Source organism: Mesorhizobium sp. M0808 (genome assembly GCF_040320025.1).
In the GTDB taxonomy this organism is placed as follows: Bacteria; Pseudomonadota; Alphaproteobacteria; order Rhizobiales; family Rhizobiaceae; genus Mesorhizobium.
In genome coordinates, this window is the sequence record NZ_JAMYOX010000019.1 from 70,888 (window position 1) to 88,085 (window position 17,198).

Annotated in this window: 18 protein-coding genes; 16 read left to right on the top strand and 2 right to left on the bottom strand. The window is 61.2% G+C overall.

The window, feature by feature from the left end; genetic code table 11:
• Positions 1-108: 108 nt before the first annotated feature.
• A complete protein-coding gene (gyrA, locus tag NKI25_RS21155; RefSeq protein ID WP_352620072.1) occupies positions 109-2,919 on the top strand; it encodes a DNA gyrase subunit A in 2,811 nt (936 codons plus the stop codon).
• Positions 2,920-2,973: 54 nt separating this feature from the next.
• Here gyrA and NKI25_RS21160 read toward each other — a convergent pair whose 3' ends face one another.
• The gene (locus NKI25_RS21160; protein ID WP_352455711.1) at positions 2,974-3,126 is read right to left on the bottom strand and encodes a hypothetical protein; all 153 of its coding nucleotides are present in this window, start codon (positions 3,124-3,126) and stop codon (positions 2,974-2,976) included.
• Positions 3,127-3,321: 195 nt separating this feature from the next.
• Here NKI25_RS21160 and coaD point away from each other — a divergent pair, with 195 nt between their 5' ends.
• The 8 genes from coaD (at position 3,322) to NKI25_RS21200 (ending at position 9,522) form a co-directional block, all read left to right on the top strand.
• Positions 3,322-3,822, top strand: a complete 501-nt coding sequence (gene coaD, locus NKI25_RS21165) for a pantetheine-phosphate adenylyltransferase (protein ID WP_023674874.1) — start codon at positions 3,322-3,324, stop codon at positions 3,820-3,822.
• 75 nt (positions 3,823-3,897) lie between these two features.
• Positions 3,898-4,488: a peptidylprolyl isomerase gene (locus NKI25_RS21170; RefSeq protein ID WP_352471695.1), complete on the top strand. Its 591-nt coding sequence runs from the start codon at positions 3,898-3,900 to the stop codon at positions 4,486-4,488.
• Positions 4,489-4,517: 29 nt separating this feature from the next.
• Positions 4,518-5,030, top strand: a complete 513-nt coding sequence (locus NKI25_RS21175) for a peptidylprolyl isomerase (RefSeq protein ID WP_023674876.1) — start codon at positions 4,518-4,520, stop codon at positions 5,028-5,030.
• The gene (locus NKI25_RS21180; RefSeq protein ID WP_352568726.1) at positions 5,027-5,425 is read left to right on the top strand and encodes a hypothetical protein; all 399 of its coding nucleotides are present in this window, start codon (positions 5,027-5,029) and stop codon (positions 5,423-5,425) included. The genes NKI25_RS21175 and NKI25_RS21180 overlap by 4 nt, the downstream gene beginning before the upstream one ends.
• 12 nt (positions 5,426-5,437) lie before the next feature.
• A complete protein-coding gene (queA, locus tag NKI25_RS21185) occupies positions 5,438-6,523 on the top strand; it encodes a tRNA preQ1(34) S-adenosylmethionine ribosyltransferase-isomerase QueA (RefSeq protein ID WP_352999280.1) in 1,086 nt (361 codons plus the stop codon).
• A complete protein-coding gene (locus tag NKI25_RS21190; RefSeq protein ID WP_352999282.1) occupies positions 6,513-6,782 on the top strand; it encodes a hypothetical protein in 270 nt (89 codons plus the stop codon). The genes queA and NKI25_RS21190 overlap by 11 nt, the downstream gene beginning before the upstream one ends.
• An 8-nt stretch (positions 6,783-6,790) precedes the next feature.
• Positions 6,791-7,921 carry a tRNA guanosine(34) transglycosylase Tgt gene (gene tgt, locus NKI25_RS21195; protein ID WP_352448774.1) on the top strand — a complete coding sequence of 377 codons (1,131 nt, stop codon included), beginning with the start codon at positions 6,791-6,793 and terminating at the stop codon, positions 7,919-7,921.
• Between the two features lie 221 nt (positions 7,922-8,142).
• Positions 8,143-9,522, top strand: coding sequence for a glycosyltransferase family protein (locus NKI25_RS21200; protein WP_352999284.1), 1,380 nt, complete (start codon positions 8,143-8,145; stop codon positions 9,520-9,522).
• Positions 9,523-9,531: 9 nt separating this feature from the next.
• Here the strand turns inward: NKI25_RS21200 and NKI25_RS21205 are convergent, their stop codons facing one another.
• Positions 9,532-9,951 (bottom strand): DUF4864 domain-containing protein, encoded by a 420-nt coding sequence (locus NKI25_RS21205; RefSeq protein ID WP_352999286.1) that lies wholly within the window; start codon positions 9,949-9,951, stop codon positions 9,532-9,534.
• A gap of 236 nt (positions 9,952-10,187) precedes the next feature.
• Between NKI25_RS21205 and NKI25_RS21210 the strand changes: the two genes are divergently transcribed.
• The 7 genes from NKI25_RS21210 to NKI25_RS21240 all read left to right on the top strand — a co-directional run bounded on the left by NKI25_RS21210 (position 10,188) and on the right by NKI25_RS21240 (position 17,104).
• A complete protein-coding gene (locus tag NKI25_RS21210) occupies positions 10,188-10,424 on the top strand; it encodes an Lrp/AsnC ligand binding domain-containing protein (protein WP_023674883.1) in 237 nt (78 codons plus the stop codon).
• Between the two features lie 172 nt (positions 10,425-10,596).
• On the top strand, positions 10,597-12,009 hold the full coding sequence (locus tag NKI25_RS21215; protein ID WP_352999288.1) for a circularly permuted type 2 ATP-grasp protein: 1,413 nt from the start codon (positions 10,597-10,599) through the stop codon (positions 12,007-12,009).
• A 164-nt stretch (positions 12,010-12,173) separates the two neighbouring features.
• Entirely contained in the window at positions 12,174-13,115 is a 942-nt protein-coding gene (locus tag NKI25_RS21220) for an alpha-E domain-containing protein (protein ID WP_352999290.1), read from the top strand.
• Between the two features lie 61 nt (positions 13,116-13,176).
• Entirely contained in the window at positions 13,177-13,971 is a 795-nt protein-coding gene (locus tag NKI25_RS21225) for a transglutaminase family protein (protein WP_352999292.1), read from the top strand.
• Positions 13,972-14,002: 31 nt separating this feature from the next.
• Positions 14,003-14,734 carry a proteasome-type protease gene (locus NKI25_RS21230; protein ID WP_254817354.1) on the top strand — a complete coding sequence of 244 codons (732 nt, stop codon included), beginning with the start codon at positions 14,003-14,005 and terminating at the stop codon, positions 14,732-14,734.
• Positions 14,735-14,795: 61 nt separating this feature from the next.
• Entirely contained in the window at positions 14,796-16,208 is a 1,413-nt protein-coding gene (locus NKI25_RS21235; protein WP_352455719.1) for a pyridoxal phosphate-dependent decarboxylase family protein, read from the top strand.
• A 128-nt stretch (positions 16,209-16,336) separates the two neighbouring features.
• Positions 16,337-17,104, top strand: a complete 768-nt coding sequence (locus tag NKI25_RS21240) for a DeoR/GlpR family DNA-binding transcription regulator (protein ID WP_352999294.1) — start codon at positions 16,337-16,339, stop codon at positions 17,102-17,104.
• Positions 17,105-17,198: the final 94 nt, after the last annotated feature.

The following is a 17,198-nucleotide window of genomic DNA, read 5'->3' on the forward strand; positions in this document are numbered from 1 at the left end:
TTGAATTTGCCGCTAAAAACCACACTGGAAAACTGCCGCGATTGTTGGAGTTTCAGGCTGGCTTCCTATATAAGCACCAAGTGATTCCTGATTAGATTGTGATCCGATTTGACCGACCAAAAAACACCGCGCGGCGCCGACGGCGGCCCCACCGGCATCGAGCCGATATCCATCATCGAGGAGATGCAGCGCTCCTATCTCGATTACGCCATGAGCGTGATCGTCAGCCGCGCGCTGCCGGACGTGCGCGATGGCCTCAAGCCGGTGCATCGCCGCATCCTCTACGCCGCCTATGAGAGCGGCTATCACTGGAACCGCAAATATGTGAAATCGGCACGCCCGGTCGCCGACGTGATGGGTAAATACCATCCGCATGGCGACGCCTCGATCTACGACGCTTTGGTGCGCATGGCGCAGGATTGGTCGCTGCGCGTGCCGCTGATCGACGGGCAGGGCAATTTCGGCTCGATCGACGGCGATCCGCCGGCGGCGATGCGCTACACGGAATCGCGGCTGACCAAGGTCGCGCATGAGTTGCTGGAAGACATCGACAAGGACACCGTCGATTTCCAGGACACTTACGATGCGTCGGGCAGCGAACCGAAAGTCCTGCCGGCGCGCTTTCCGAACCTGTTGGTCAACGGCTCCGGCGGTATCGCCGTCGGCATGGCCACCAACATTCCGCCGCACAATCTGGGCGAGGTCTGCAACGGCGCCATTGCCCTCATCGATAATCCAGCGATCGACCTTCCGGCACTGATGGAGATCATTCCGGGGCCGGATTTCCCGACCGGCGGCATCGTGCTCGGCCGCTCCGGCATCTACAGCGCCTATTCGACCGGCCGCGGCTCCATCGTCATGCGCGGCCGCGTCAACGTCGAGGCGCGCGGCAACGATCGTGAATCGATCGTCATCACCGAGGTTCCCTATCAGGTGAACAAGGCGTCGATGATCGAGAAGATGGCCGAGCTGGTGCGCGACAAGCGCATCGAAGGCATTTCCGACATTCGCGACGAGAGCGACCGCCAGGGCTACCGCGTCGTCATCGAACTGAAGCGCGACGCGGTCGCCGATGTCATCCTCAACCAGCTTTACCGCTTCACCCCGCTGCAGACGTCCTTCGGCGCCAACATGGTGGCACTGAACGGCGGCAAGCCGGAATTGCTGACGCTGACCGACATGCTGAAGGCGTTCGTCGCCTTCCGTGAGGAGGTGATCAGCCGGCGCACAAAATTCCTGCTGCGCAAGGCGCGCGACCGCGCCCATGTGCTGGTCGGCCTTGCCATCGCTGTTGCCAACATCGATGAAGTCATCAAGCTGATCCGCAGCGCTCCGGACCCGCAGACGGCGCGCGAGCAGTTGATGGAGCGGCGCTGGCCTTCGGGCGACGTGGAATCGCTGATTCTTCTGATCGACGACCCGCGCCATCGCATCAACGAGGACGGTACCTACAATCTCTCCGAGGAGCAGGCGCGCGCCATCCTCGAACTGCGGCTGCAGCGCCTGACCGCGCTCGGCCGCGACGAGATCGCCGACGAGCTGAACACGATCGGCGACGAGATCAAGGACTACCTGGACATCCTCTCGTCCCGCGCCCGCGTCCAGCAGATCGTCAAGGACGAGCTCATCGCCGTGCGCGACGAGTTCGGCACGCCGCGCCGTACCGAGCTCGCCGAGGGCGGGGCGGACATGGAAGACGAGGACCTGATCCAGCGCGAGGACATGGTCGTCACGGTCAGCCATTCCGGCTACATCAAGCGCGTGCCGCTATCGCTCTACCGGGCGCAGCGCCGCGGCGGCAAGGGCCGCTCCGGCATGTCGACCAAGGAAGAGGATTTCGTCACCCGGCTGTTCGTCGCCAACACGCACACGCCGGTGCTGTTCTTCTCCTCGCGCGGCATCGTCTACAAGGAAAAGGTCTGGCGCCTGCCGATCGGCAACCCGCAATCGCGCGGCAAGGCGCTGATCAATATGCTGCCGCTCGAACAGGGCGAGCGCATCACCACGATCATGCCGCTGCCGGAGGATGAGACGAGTTGGGGCGAGCTCGACGTCATGTTTGCCACCACGCGCGGTACCGTGCGTCGCAACAAGCTGTCGGACTTCGTCCAGGTCAACCGCAACGGCAAGATCGCCATGAAGTTGGACGAGGAGGGCGACGAGATCCTCGGCGTCGAGACCTGCACCGACAATGACGACGTGCTTTTGACGGCAAGTTCCGGCCAGTGCATCCGCTTTCCGGTCAGCGACGTACGCGTCTTCCAGAGCCGCAATTCGGTCGGCGTGCGCGGCATTGCGATGGCCGATGGCGACCGGGTGATCTCGATGGCGGTGATCGAGCATGTCGATGCGCCGCCGGCGGAACGTGCCGCTTACCTCAAGCGGGTGGTGGCCGAACGCCGGCTCGCTGCTGACATCGCGGCCGGCGAGGAGGAAGAAATCCAGCTCACCAATGAAGAGGTCGGCGAAGAGGCGGAGCTTTCCGACGACCGCTATGAATTCCTCAAGGCGCACGAGCAGTTCGTGTTGACGGTGACGGAATATGGCTACGGCAAGCGTTCATCGTCCTACGATTTCCGCCTGACTGGCCGTGGCGGCAAGGGTATTCGCGCCACCGACGTCTCGAAAACGGCTGAAATCGGCCGCCTGGTGGCGACCTTCCCGGTCGGCAATGACGATCAGATCATGCTGGTTTCGGATGGCGGCACCGTTATCCGTGTTCCAGTGAACGGCATTCGTTTCGCCAGCCGCGCCACCAAGGGCGTTACCATCTTCAATACCGCAGAGGGCGAGAAGGTCGTTTCGGTGGAGCGAATTTCAGAACCGCAAGCGGATGAAGAGATCGAAGAGAGTGTCGATGCTGAAAGCGGCGCTGTTGCCGATGCCGAAGGTAGGGAGCCCGATACTTCCGTCGAGTGAGTTTGCCACGACGACGCCAGCCCTATGAGCCGACGTGTGAAGACACCCCGCAATCTAGAAGTGGCGATAAGGCTTGCGGTTGCCGAAGCCTTCGAACCGCTTGGTATTGGCCTTGGCGCGGACGCGCTGTGCTTCCTGATGCAACCCGAATACGGTAGCGATCAGCATGGCGACGGTCATTGCGGTGGCGAGGATGTAGATCAGCATGTGCGTGTTCTCCTGCGCCTAACAACGATTAGATGGGTGTTTGGTTTCATCTTCTGCAGCGGCAACTTAGTGAACACTGCGTGAAGCTGTTGTGAGCGGCACATTCATCTGTCGTTCACGTCGGCCAAAAGGTTCACGGGGCGGGCTGGCGATCGGATTTGCCTTTAGGGGAGAGGCTCGCTAGAAGCACCTGCCATGACCGAACGCATCGCCCTTTATGCCGGCTCTTTCGACCCGCTGACCAACGGCCATCTCGACGTGCTGAAGGCGTCGCTGGCCGTGGCGGATACAATCTATGCGGCGATCGGCATCCATCCCGGCAAGAAGCCGTTGTTTTCCTTCGAGGAACGGGTTGGCCTGATCGAAACGGCCGCGAAGGCGGAATTCGGCAGCGACGGTGCGCGTATCAAAGTAGTCGCCTTCGACGGGTTGGTGATCGATGCGGCCAGGAAGCATGGCGCCTCGATCATCATCCGCGGCCTGCGCGACGGCACCGATCTTGACTATGAGATGCAGATGGCCGGCATGAACGAGACCATGGCGCCGGAGCTGCAGACCGTGTTCCTGCCCGCCAGCCCTTCAGTGCGCACCATTACCGCCACACTTGTGCGCCAGATAGCTTCGATGGGAGGCGACATCCGCCCCTTCGTGCCGGCGGCCGTGGCCGGCGCGCTCACCGCCAAATTCGCGAAATAAATGCATGTCACCCAAAAGTGGAACCCGGCTTTGGGTAACGACATGCATGAACGAAGATATTCGGAGAAAGATCCCATGCAGCTGAAAAAGCTTGCCTTCTTGCTTGCCGTGCTTGCCGGTCTTGTGACCGCATCCGTGTCGGCCTTTGCCGCCGATCCGGAAAACACCATGATCGTAACGCTGAAGGACGGCGACGTGACCATCGCGCTGAGGCCCGACCTTGCGCCGAAGCACGTCGCGCAGATCAAAAAGCTGGTGCGCCAGGGCGCCTACGACAACGTCGCCTTTCACCGCGTCATCGACGGCTTCATGGCGCAGACCGGCGACGTCAAGTTCGGCAACATGAAGAGCGGCTTCAATGCCGACGCTGTCGGCACCGGCGGCTCCGATCTTCCTGACCTGCCGGCCGAATTCTCCAGCACCGAGCACTACCAGCGCGGCGTGGTCGGCATGGCCCGCTCCGACGATCCGAATTCCGCCAATTCGCAATTCTTCATCATGTTCGCGCCGGCACCGCCGCTCGATGGCCAGTACACCATCGTTGGCAATGTCGTCAGCGGCATGGAGCTGGTGGACCACATCAAGAAAGGCGACGAGGCGCAGAACGGGACGGTGACCGACCCCGATCGCATGATCAAGGTGCGCATCGCCGCGGACGGCAAGTAACCCCAATTGTTCAAAAGGATATTTCTGACATGGCCGAAATCAAGGACCGCGAGAACGCGCTTATCATGGACACGACCAAGGGCAAGGTCGTCATCGAATTGTTTCCAGATCTGGCGCCCGGCCATGTCGGCCGTATCAAGGAACTGGTACGCGAAGGCGCCTATGACGGCGTGGTCTTCCACCGCGTCATCGACGGCTTCATGGCGCAGACCGGCGACGTGAAGTTCGGCAATTCCAACAAGCCGTCTTTCGCGCCATCGCGCGCCGGCACTGGCGGTTCCGACAAGCCCGATCTGAAGGCCGAGTTCTCCAACGCCAACCACGGCCGCGGCACCTGCTCGATGGCGCGCTCGCAGAACCCGAACTCGGCCAATTCGCAGTTCTTCATCTGCTTCGACGATGCCGCCTTCCTCAACCGCCAGTACACGGTATGGGGCCAGGTCATCGAAGGCATGGACAACGTCGACAAGATCAAGCGCGGCGAACCGGTGCAGGATCCTGACAAGATCGTGTCGCTCAAGGTCGCGGCCGACGTGAAATGACGGGCCGGGCTGTCGCGGCCATCGCATTTGTGCTCGTCGCGGCTGCCACCCCGGCGCTGGCGACGGAATCGATCGTCTGCAGCGCCGACGGCGGCGCGGCATCGATTGATGTTTTGATGGGACACACGGCCGTCATTGCGGTCGCGCGTGTGTGGCTGGATGCCGGCGGCAAGACATGGACCACGGACGGACAGGCAGGCTCAACGAAAGTCATCGTTGGACAGGCATTCGAAGACGACGAGCGCATGCTGATCGATCTCACTGATGAGGGCCTCAGCTCGATCGTCGCCAAATTGCGGCTGGTCAAGGCCAGCGAGCAGTCCAGCTTCGCAATGGGCGGTACGCTGAGCATAGACAGTGTCGGCGCCTGGGCGGTGACCTGCCCGGAACCTTGAGGCGGGGATTTCTTGCGCGTCGACCTTTTCGACTTCGATCTGCCGGAGGAGCGCATCGCGCTTCGCCCAGCCGAGCCGCGCGACAGTGCCAGGATGCTGGTGGTCAGGCCGGGTGAGGGGCTCGAGGACCGGACGGTGCGCGACCTGCCGTCCCTGCTCAAGGCCGGTGATGTGCTGGTCTTCAACGACACTAAGGTCATTCCGGCGCAGCTGAAAGGCATCAGGCGGCGCGGCGAAGCAGCAGCGCAGGTCGAAGCCACGCTGCATATGCGGATGGCGCCCGACCGGTGGCTAGCCTTCATGCGTCCGGGCAAGCGCATCGCCGCCGGCGATCGCATCCATTTCGGTCATGACGCCAATTCCTGCTTTCTCGGCCAGCTCGACGCGACAGTGATCGAGAAGGGAGAAGGTGGCGAGGTGCTGCTCGGCTTCGACCTGTCAGGTCCGTTCCTCGACGAGGCGCTGCACGCTGTCGGCCACATTCCGCTGCCGCCCTACATCGCCTCCAAGCGTGACGACGACGAACGCGACCGCAGCGATTACCAGACCATTTATGCCAAGGAGGAGGGCGCCGTGGCCGCGCCGACGGCAGGGCTGCATTTCACGCCGGAGCTGTTTGCGACGCTCGACGCCAAGGGCATAGAGCGCCGTTTCGTCACGCTGCATGTCGGCGCCGGCACGTTCCTGCCGGTGAAGGCGGACGACACCGCCGACCACAAGATGCACGCCGAAACCGGTTCGGTCAGCCCGGAAACCGCCGAGGCGCTGAATGCGGCGAAAGCAAAAGGAGGGCGCATTATCGCCGTCGGCACGACATCGCTGCGCTTGTTGGAGAGCGCGGCTGGCGAGGACGGCAGGCTGGCCGCATGGTCAGGCCCGACAGACATCTTCATCACGCCCGGCTATCGCTTCAAGACCGCAGACATGCTGATGACCAATTTCCATCTGCCGCGTTCGACGCTGTTCATGCTGGTTTCGGCCTTCTGCGGTTTGCAGACGATGCGGGCGGCCTATGCGCATGCCATCGAGAATCGCTACAGGTTTTATTCCTATGGAGACGCAAGTCTTCTGTTCAGGGAGGATAGTAATGGACGATGACCTGGAAACCTTCGACCGGGAAGCCTTGATCGACGAGGTCAGGAAACTGCGCGCCGGCATCCGCCAACACCGCGACGCCACCGGCCATGATCTGTGCTGGCATCATCCCGACCTCTGGTCACTTTTGCCCGAAAAGACCGAGCCGGCGATTGCCGTGCCGCCGTGGCCGAAATTCATGCGCGGCTGCATCCGCTACCGGCAATCACTCGACAAGCAGGCCCCGGACGCGCCGGTATTCGACAAGGAGTTCGATGGCTAGGGAATTCAATGACTGACGCATTCACCTTCAAGGTGCTGGCGACCGACGGCAGGGCGCGGCGTGGTGCAATCACCATGCCGCGCGGGGAAATCCGCACGCCTGCCTTCATGCCGGTCGGTACCGGCGGCACGGTGAAGGCCATGTATATGGATCAGGTGCGCGGCGTCGGCTCGGACATTATCCTCGGCAACACCTACCACCTGATGCTGAGACCCGGCGCCGAGCGCGTGGCTCGGCTCGGCGGCCTGCATGAATTCGCCCGCTGGCCGCATCCAATCCTGACCGACAGCGGCGGCTTCCAGGTGATGTCGCTGTCGAAGCTGCGGAAACTGACCGAGAACGGCGTTACCTTCCGTTCGCATATCGACGGCGGCGCCTACGAGATGTCGCCGGAGCGTTCGATAGAGATCCAGGGGCTGCTCGATTCCGACATCCAGATGCAGCTCGACGAATGCACGGCGCTGCCGGCCAAGCAGAACGAGATCGAGCGTGCCATGGAGTTGTCGTTGCGCTGGGCCGAGCGTTGCAAGACGGCATTCGGCGAGCAGCCCGGCAAGGCGATGTTCGGCATTGTGCAAGGCGGCGACGTGCCGGATCTGCGGCTGCGCTCGGCGCAGGCGCTGAAGGCAATGGAGCTGAAGGGCTATGCGATCGGCGGGCTGGCTGTCGGCGAGCCGCAAGCGGTGATGCTGGAGATGCTCGACATCACTTGCCCGGAGCTGCCGGCTGACCGGCCGCGCTACCTGATGGGCGTCGGCACCCCGGACGACATTTTGAAGTCGGTGGCGCGCGGCATCGACATGTTCGACTGCGTGATGCCGACGCGGGCAGGGCGCCACGGCCTTGCCTACACACGGCGCGGCAAGGTCAATCTGCGCAACGCCCGCCATGCCGACGATCCGCGTCCGCTCGATGAGGAAAGCGACTGCCCGGCCGCACGCGACTATTCGCGGGCCTATTTGCACCATCTGGTGCGCTCGCAAGAGGCGCTTGGGGCGATGCTCCTGACCTGGAACAATCTGTCCTATTACCAGCAGCTGATGCGCGACATTCGTGAAGCGATCGAGGCTGGCAGGTTCGCCGAACAAGCCGAGATCATCACGCAGCAATGGGCAAACGGTGACCTCGCCGTCCGGTAGGCATGCTCGCCAGGAATCCGGCTCCAGGGAGGAGTTGCCCCTGCCATGAACTGTTTTGAAACGACTGCCTAATAAGCATTGCCGGACGACATCGGGCGAGGATCAAGAACCTGTTCGTTTCGGGGCAAGTTTCAGTTCCTGGCACGACGGTGCGGACGAACGGCATCGCTTCGCCTTCGTCTTCGTCCTCCGTGGCGGTCCAGCAATGGACGGCGGGGTCGTTGCTTGCCGCTCTGATGATCGCCGTGACCGGTCTGGTCTTGCGCTTGCTTGGCGCGCGCGGCGACCTTTGGCTGGACGAGATCTGGAGCTTTGCGCTGATCGAGCCGCTGACGTCGATCGACCAAATATTCTGGCGCGTCAATCACGACAACAATCATTTCCTCAACTCGGTCTATCTCTATCTCATTGGCCCCGATGCTTCGCCGCTGATCCAGCGAGGTCTGTCGATAGCATTAGGTATTGCGACGATCGCTGCGGCGGCAGCGAGCGCCGCATCGCGCGGACGAAGGGCGATGATTGCCACAAGCCTGTTGTTTGCCATGAGCTACCCCATGGTCCATTACGGCTCGGAGGCGCGCGGCTATGCCGGCCTTGTGCTGTTCACGCTGCTTTCGGTGGTTTTTCTGGAGCGCCGGCTCGACAATAGACGGTGGTCTGGTGCGGCCTTGGCAGCGGCGATCCTTTTCGGCTTCCTGTGCCACCTCACCATGATCGGAATGGTGGCGGTCCTCGCAATCTGGACCGCCTGGGTCGCCTGGCAGCGTACGGCGAAGGTCGGCCGTGTCGTTGCGGACCTGGCGTCGATCTTCCTGCCGGGCTTGCTTGCCGTGCTGCCGCTGGCTGTCGGCGTGTTTGTCGGCTGCAGGCTGTTCGGCTTCAGTGTCGGCGGTGTTTCGCCGTTCTCGATTGCCGCCTTCGCGCAGGGCTATGGCGGGATGATCCGCTCTCTGTTCGGGCTGCCACCCTGGTTCGGCGACGGGCCCTACATCGTTGCCGCCTGCGGTCTTGTCGGCCTCTCCGCCGGTGTCTGGCGCGGTCGTCGAGCCAGCCTTTATGCCATCGGGATTATCGGACTGCCTTTGCTCATGGCGGCGGCGCATCTGCCCAACCTCGAGTTCCCACGCTATTTCATCATCAGCGGAACATTGCTGCTGCTCTGGGCCGGCGAGATGATTGGCCACGGCCTGGATGCTCGCGGGACTGCAAGGCTACTTGCGATGGGAGCGCTGGCGATCGTGGTGAGTGGAAGCATTTCGTCGCTGCTTCAGTTCTATCAATATGGACGCGGCTCCTACGCCGCTATCGTCGATGAAATGACCAGGAATGGCGCAACCACCTATGCCAGCGACGGCAATTTCCGTACCCCCATTGTCGTCGACTATTTTGCGGCGCGAATGGATCGTCGGGCATTGCTGGTTCCAGACGACGGGATGTGCACCGAACGGCCCGCCTGGCTGGTCCTCGAGGGGGACGTGGACAAACAAGCCGAACATGTCGAACCGACGGCCGCATGCACTCTGGCCTATGAACGGGCCGATGCGTCGAGGCATTGGGGGTTTTCAGGCCTGAGCTGGACGCTCTACCGGCGACAGGATTGAAACACCCCTTTAGGTGCTGAGCGACGTGGACGCACGCAGGCTGCAGCCGGTGATCCGAAAGCTGCCGTCAGGCTGTAGTTCGAGCGTGTAAACCGCCTCGTAGTCCTTGCCATCCGGGCCGACGATGAGCACTTGCTGGATGATCGAGGTCGGGCTCGTCTCGCGAACCTTGCCGAAGGAGTAGGTCTGCGGTTGGCGCACCGGCGGATAGCCTTTTGTCACCATGTCCATGAAGGTATCGACGGTCGGAAAGATGCGTTTCACATTCGGTGCGGCAAAGCTGTAGGCCGTCATTCCATCATTGGCGATGAAGGCCCTCAACTGCCCATCGATGACCGTCTGCGCCGCTTTGACTTCGGCATCGCCAGCGAAGGCCTGGGATGCGAAAATGAATGGAACGACTGCGAATGCGAAAAACGCGCGGCGCATGGTCTGTCTCCGTTGTCCCTGAGAAATCGCTGCCTGAAGGTACATGATACCATACGCTTTGCAGTGCTTCAGGGTTTCAGCCGAGCGCAAACATTCGGCGTGGCAGTCCGTGTCCGAGCCGAGAAAGCATTGTCGGGGCGAGACAGCCTGAGCGATTGCCGATGCTTGAAAGCCGGGCGGCAGTCTGCCACAAGGGCCGCTCGATTAGAGCGTGCGATGTTGGGCAGGACCAGGCAATGAAGGCATTTTTCGTGCAGATAAAGTGCGATCTGGGCAAGGCCTACGACGTTGCCAGCGCCCTGGCCGATGCCGAGATTGCTTCGGAGATCTACTCGACAGCCGGAAACTACGACCTGCTCGCCAAATTCTATGTCGACGACGAGGAAGACATCGGCCACTTCGTCAATGAGAAAGTGCAGATTCTCCCGGGCATCAAGGATACGTTCACGGTCGTCACCTTTCGCGCGTTTTGATCTCCATCCGACATTTGCCCGGACACCAGGCAAAGCCTGATCAAGGCCCTATTGGTGCTGCCTTAATTTTAGGCAAGTGCGATATACTGATCGCCGGCGCCCAACAAATCACCGATTGCGCTTGATTTTCTCCAGCGAGGCCAGTGAAATGGCGCCACAGGGGAGTATGCGATTGGCAGCGTTCGATGAAATGCTTCCGGAAGTTTCCGGGCTGAGAAAACCGTATTCGGCTTACGATCGCTGGCTGAAGGAACAGGACCCGGCCAGACTTACCGAGAAGATGCAGGACGCCGAACGCGTCTTTCGCAAGACAGGCATCACTTTCGCCGTCTACGGCGAGCAGGAAGCATCGGAGCGGCTGATACCCTTCGATATCGTTCCGCGCATCATTTCGGGCAATGAATGGCGACGGCTGACGCAAGGCATAGAGCAGCGCGTCCAGGCGCTGAACGCCTTTCTCGACGACATCTACCATCGCCAGGAGATCTTGCGCGCCGGCCGGGTGCCGAAGGAGTTGATCGCCAAGAACGAGGCGTTCCTGCCCGAGATGATCGGCGTGCGGCCGCCGGCCGGCGTCTACACCCACATCATCGGCGTCGACATCGTACGCATCAGCGAGAACGAGTTCTACGTGCTGGAGGACAATGCGCGCACGCCGTCCGGCGTCTCCTACATGCTGGAGAATCGCGAGACGATGATGCAGCTCTTCCCCGAGCTGTTCCAGCAGATCAAGGTGCGGCCGGTTGAGAATTACCCGCAGCTCTTGCGCCAGTCGCTGGCGGCAGTGCGGCCGCAAAGCACCAAGGGCGCGCCGACCATTGCCGTGCTGACGCCGGGCAGCTTCAACTCAGCCTATTTCGAACATGCTTTCCTTGCCGACCAGATGGGCGTGCAGCTTGTCGAGGGGCAGGATCTGCGCGTCGTCGATGGCCATGTCGCGATGCGCACCACCGAGGGCTACAAGCAGATTGACGTGCTTTACCGGCGTGTCGACGACTCGTTCCTCGATCCGCTGACCTTCCGCCCCGACTCGGCACTTGGCGTGCCGGGCATTATGGACGTCTACCGCGCCGGCAACATCACGATCGCCAATGCGCCGGGAACCGGCATCGCCGACGACAAGGCGATTTATTCCTACATGCCCGAAATCGTCGAATTCTATACCGGCCGCAAGGCGATCCTCGGCAACATCCCGACCTGGCGCTGCTCGGAGCCGGACAGCCTGAAATACGTGCTCGAACACATTGACGAATTGGTGATCAAGGAAGTCCACGGCTCCGGCGGTTACGGCATGCTGGTCGGTCCGGCGGCGACCATGAACGAATGCGAGGATTTTTCCAAAAAGCTCGCGGCAAAACCGTCGAACTACATTGCTCAGCCGACGCTGGCGCTGTCGACCTGTCCGATCCTGACGGACAAGGGGCTGGCGCCGCGCCATGTCGATCTGCGCCCCTATGTGCTGGTTTCCGACCGTATCCAGATCGTGCCCGGCGGGCTGACCCGAGTAGCGCTCAAGGAAGGCTCGCTGGTCGTCAATTCCTCACAAGGGGGCGGCACGAAAGATACGTGGGTGTTGGATGATTAGAGTGGAAGTAGTGAATAGTGAATAGTGAATAGTGAATAGATAAGGATATGGGTCGTTAATGTTGGTGAAATGCCCTGAAGTGAAGCGCGCGGAATCGTGCCCTGGAATCTGGATAGTCACCATTCACCATTCACCTTTCACTATTCACCACAGGACCGCCTGACATGCTTCTCGGCCGCACCGCCAACGGGCTCTACTGGATGAACCGCTACATCGAGCGGGCGGAAAACATGGCGCGATTGGTGGATGCCGGCCTGCGCATGGCGCTGACTCGTACTCAGAACGCTTCGGAGGAGTGGAATTCGGTGCTGCTCAGCGCCGGTTCGGACGCCAGCTTCACGCAGAAATATTCCGACTACACCGCCGCCAATGTCGCCGACTATCTGCTGCGCGACACATCGAACCCGTCGAGCACGATGTCGTCTATCGAAACGGCCCGTAACAATGCCCGCATGGTGCGTACCGCACTGACGCGTGAAACCTGGGAAAGCATCAACGAAGCCTGGATGTCGCTGAAGCGGATGCTGGCCAAGCCGATCGACGAGCGCGACCTGCCCAACGCGCTCGACGCAATCAAGCGCGAGACGGCGCTGATCCGCGGCTCGTTCTACGGCACGATGCTGCGCAACGAGATTTTCGATTTTTCGCAGCTCGGCACTTATATCGAACGCGCCGACAACACCGCGCGCATCCTGGATGTGAAATACTACGTTTTGTTGCCGTCGATCTCCTGGGTCGGCTCGACGCTCGACAACTACCAGTGGGAATCGATCCTGCGCTCGGTGTCGGCGCACCGTTCCTATCGCTGGGTCTATGATGCCGACTACAAGCCGAGCAACATCGCCGATTATCTGATCCTCAACGTCCGCATGCCGCGCTCGCTGACCTTTTGCTACCGCTTCCTGACGGAGCATCTCAAATTCCTGGGTGACGACTATGGGGAGCGCCACGCCTGCCATGCGACGGCTGCCAAGACCCAGGCCATGCTGACGGCCGGGTCGATCAAGGATATTTTCGATGCCGGCCTGCACGAATTTCTGGCCAATTTCATCCGCGACAACACCAGGCTCGGCGACGAGATCGCGCAGGATTACCGGTTCTATTGAGCATGACCCTAAAAAGCGGAAACCGGTTTTCGGAAAAGCTCATGCTCCAGGGACGAGTGCGATGCGGCTGAAGATCACCCACCGGACGGAATACCGCTACGATGCGCCGGTGCATTATCTGTTGCAGCGTTTGCGGCTGCTCCCGGTGAACGGGCGCACCCAGACGGTACTGTCCTGGGCGCTGAAGATCGAAGGCGCACGCGAGGAAGTGCGCTTCACCGACCATTTCGGCAATGATACCCGGCTGTTGAGCGTCGAGGGCGAGCGCGACTTCATCACCGTCGAAGCAGCCGGCGAAGTGGTGACGCGCGACACCGCTGGCGTCTGCGGACCGCACCAGGGTTTCGCGCCGCTCTGGCTGTTCGGCCAGGAAACGCCGCTGACGATGATCGGCAGCGGCATTCGCGAGCTTGCTGCCTCGGTCGGCAAGGGTACCGACATCGAAAGGCTGCACCGGTTGATGGCGGTGATCGGCGAGCGCGTCGCTTATACGCCGGGCAGCACCAACGTGACGACGCCGGCCGAAGAGGCCCTGGCGCTCAAGACCGGCGTTTGCCAGGACCACAGCCACATCTTCGTTGCCGCGGCGCGTGCCATGGATTTTCCGGCCCGCTATATCAGCGGCTACCTGATGATGGATGCGGCCATCGAGCAGGTGGCAAGCCACGCTTGGGCCGAGGCGCATGTCTCGGGCCTCGGCTGGGTCGCCTTCGATGTCGCCAACGGCATTTCTCCGGACGAGCGCTATGTGAAGGTGGCGACCGGCCGCGATTATCGCGACGCCACGCCGGTATCTGGAATTCGGCTGGGACAGGCGGAAGAACAGCTTGCGGTCACCGTCACCGTGGAGCAGTAATCCCCGGCAAGATTGTTGCCAAAGAGATTCGATGACCTATTGCGTCGGCCTGAAGATCGATCGCGGGCTCGTGTTCATGTCGGACACGCGCACCAACGCCGGCATGGATTCGATCTCGACCTTCAGGAAGATGCATGTCTGGGAAGAGCCGGGCGAGCGCGTCATCGTTTTGATGTCGGCCGGCAATCTGGCGACGACCCAGGCCGTGGTCAGCCTGCTCGACGAACGCACCAAGGCAGTGGCGGAGCGCCGTGCCACGCTGCTCGAAACGCCCTCCATGTACCAGACAGTCCGGTTGGTCGGAGACACCGTCAAGGAGGTCATCGCCAGTTCGTCGCCGGCTGGCGAAAAGGCGGATTCCTACTTCAACGCCTCCTTCATCCTCGGCGGTCAGATCAAGGGCAGCGCGCCGCGCCTGTTCATGATCTATCCGGAAGGCAATTTCATCGAATCGACCGACGACACGCCGTTCTTCCAGATCGGTGAGACCAAATACGGCAAGCCGATCATTATCCGCGCTTATGAAAGGACGATGAGTTTCGCCGAGACGGTGAAGTTGCTGCTGGTGTCGTTCGACTCGACGCTGAAGTCGAACCTGTCGGTCGGCCTGCCGCTCGACCTGCTGTTCTATGAAAAGGACACTTTCAAGGTCGGCCTCAAAAAGCGAATAACCCAGGACGATCAATATTATCGTACGATCTCGGATAGCTGGTCGAACGCGCTGAAGACCGCCTTTGCCAGTCTGCCTGATTTTCCCGAATGAAAACCTTCGTTTTTCGTGCTCTTTGATCGCGGCTCGATGAGGCGCCACGGAGGCGAAGAAGATGAATAGCAACGAATTCCGCGAGTGGTCGCTGCGAGCGGCTGAATGGGGCGTCGACTACAGAAACAGCCTTCGCGAGAGACCGGTGCGGCCGCTTGTCGAGCCGGGCGAAATCTTCAAAAGCGTCGATGCCGCGCCGCCGGAAGACGGTGAAACGATGCAGGCAATCTTCGCCGATTTCGAACAAAAGATCCTGCCTGGCATGACGCACTGGCAGCATCCGCGTTTCTTCGCCTATTTCCCGGCCAATGCGGCACCGGTCTCCGTCGTGGCCGAGTATCTGGTTTCCGCGATGGCTGCGCAATGCATGCTCTGGCAGACCTCGCCGGCGGCAACCGAGCTCGAGACGCGGGTCGTCGATTGGATGCGGCAGGCGCTTGGTTTGCCGGAGGGATTTTCCGGCGTCATGCAGGATTCGGCTTCATCGGCGACGCTTGCCGCCGTGCTGACCATGCGCGAGCGCGCGCTCGACTGGCAAGGCAACAAGAACGGCTTGCAAGGGCAGCCGGTCGTGCGGATCTATTCTTCCGACCAGGTCCATACTTCCATCGACCGGGCGATCTGGGTGTCGGGGATCGGCGAGGCGAACCTCGTGCGCATTCCGGTCGCCGGACGCTTCCGCGCCATGCAGACGGCGGCTCTGGAAGCCGCGATCGTTACCGACCGCGAAAACGGCATGCTGCCGGCGGGCATCATCGCCAGCGTCGGCGGCACAAGTACCGGCGGCACCGACAATGTGGCGGCTGTTGCCGAGGTGGCGAAGCGGCACGGGCTCTACCTGCATGTCGATGCCGCATGGGCCGGCTCCGCCATGATCTGCCCCGAGTTCCGGCATTTCTGGACCGGCGCCGAAAATGCCGATTCCATCGTCTTCAACCCGCATAAATGGTTGGGGGCACAGTTCGATTGCTCGATGCAGTTCATCCGCCAGCCGGAAGACCTGGTCCGCACGCTGGCGATCAAGCCCGAATTCCTCAAGACGCATGGCCGCGACGGGGTCATCAACTACTCCGAATGGTCGGTGCCGCTCGGCCGAAGATTCCGCGCGCTGAAACTTTGGTTCCTGCTGCGTGCGCATGGCTTGGAAAATCTGCGGACCATGATCCGCAACCATGTCGCCTGGAGCGAGAGCCTCGCCGCGCGGCTGGCTCGGGAACCGGATTTCGAGATCGTCACGGAACCGATGCTGTCGCTATTCTCATTCCGCCATCTCGCGGCTGCGGCCATCGACTCTGACGAGCGCAATTTGCGGTTGGTCAGCGCGATCAACGATGACGGCCGCATTTACCTGACGCAGACCCGGGTGGACGGGCAGGTGGCGATCCGCTTTCAGGTCGGGCAGTTCGAAACGACTGCGGCGGACGTCGATACTGCTTTCGAGGTCATCACTGAGATCGCGCGAGGGCTGAGTTGATACCCTCGTCGAGATTGCGCCGGAGCTTTTCTCTCTGCAGTCGCCCGATTTTCATTAGCCGGCCCATACCTGTTCATGGCTTTCGTTTTCAGCTATAGACGAGAAAAACGAAAATGAGAGGTTGCTAGATGTATCTGTCGCCGCGTCATTCCGAAATCATCCAGATGGCCAAGGACCATGGCCGCGTACTGGTCGAGGAACTGGCGACGCATTTCAACGTGACGCCGCAGACGATCCGCAAGGATCTCAACGATCTCTGCGACCAGCGGCTCTTGTCCCGCATCCATGGCGGGGCATTGTTCCCCTCCGGCATCGAGAACATGGAATATGAGGCTCGGCGCAAGATCGCCGCCGAGGAGAAGGAGGCGATCGGCCGCGCAGCAGCCCGGCTGATCCCCGACAACGCGTCTCTGTTCATCAATATCGGGACAACGACGGAAGCTGTCAGCAAGTCGCTGCTCGATCACAGCGGCCTGATGGTCATCACCAATAACATCAATGTTGCCAACAGGATGCGCATATATCCTTCGATCGAGGTGGTGATCGCTGGCGGTGTCGTGCGCGGTTCCGACGGCGGTGTGGTCGGCGAGGCCGCGGTCGATTTCATCAGGCAGTTCAAGGTCGATTTTGCGGTGATCGGCGCCTCGGCCATCGACCATGACGGCGCACTGCTCGACTTCGATTTTCGCGAGGTGAAGGTGGCTCAGGCGATCATCGCCAACGCCCGACATGTGATCCTGGTGTCGGACCAGACCAAATTCGAGCGCACCGCGCCCGTCCGCATCGGCCATCTGTCGCAGGTCAACACCTTTATCACCGATCGTTGCGACATCCCGTCGGTGCGTAAGATCTGCCGGGAGGCAGAAGTTCAGCTGATCGAAACGTCGCTATCCTAGAGATGCCGTTGCGGCATCTTCCGCCTATCATATTTCGTTTGACATTCGTTATCATTTCGAAATAATTCCTCTACGGTTTCGCAAGAACCCAAAA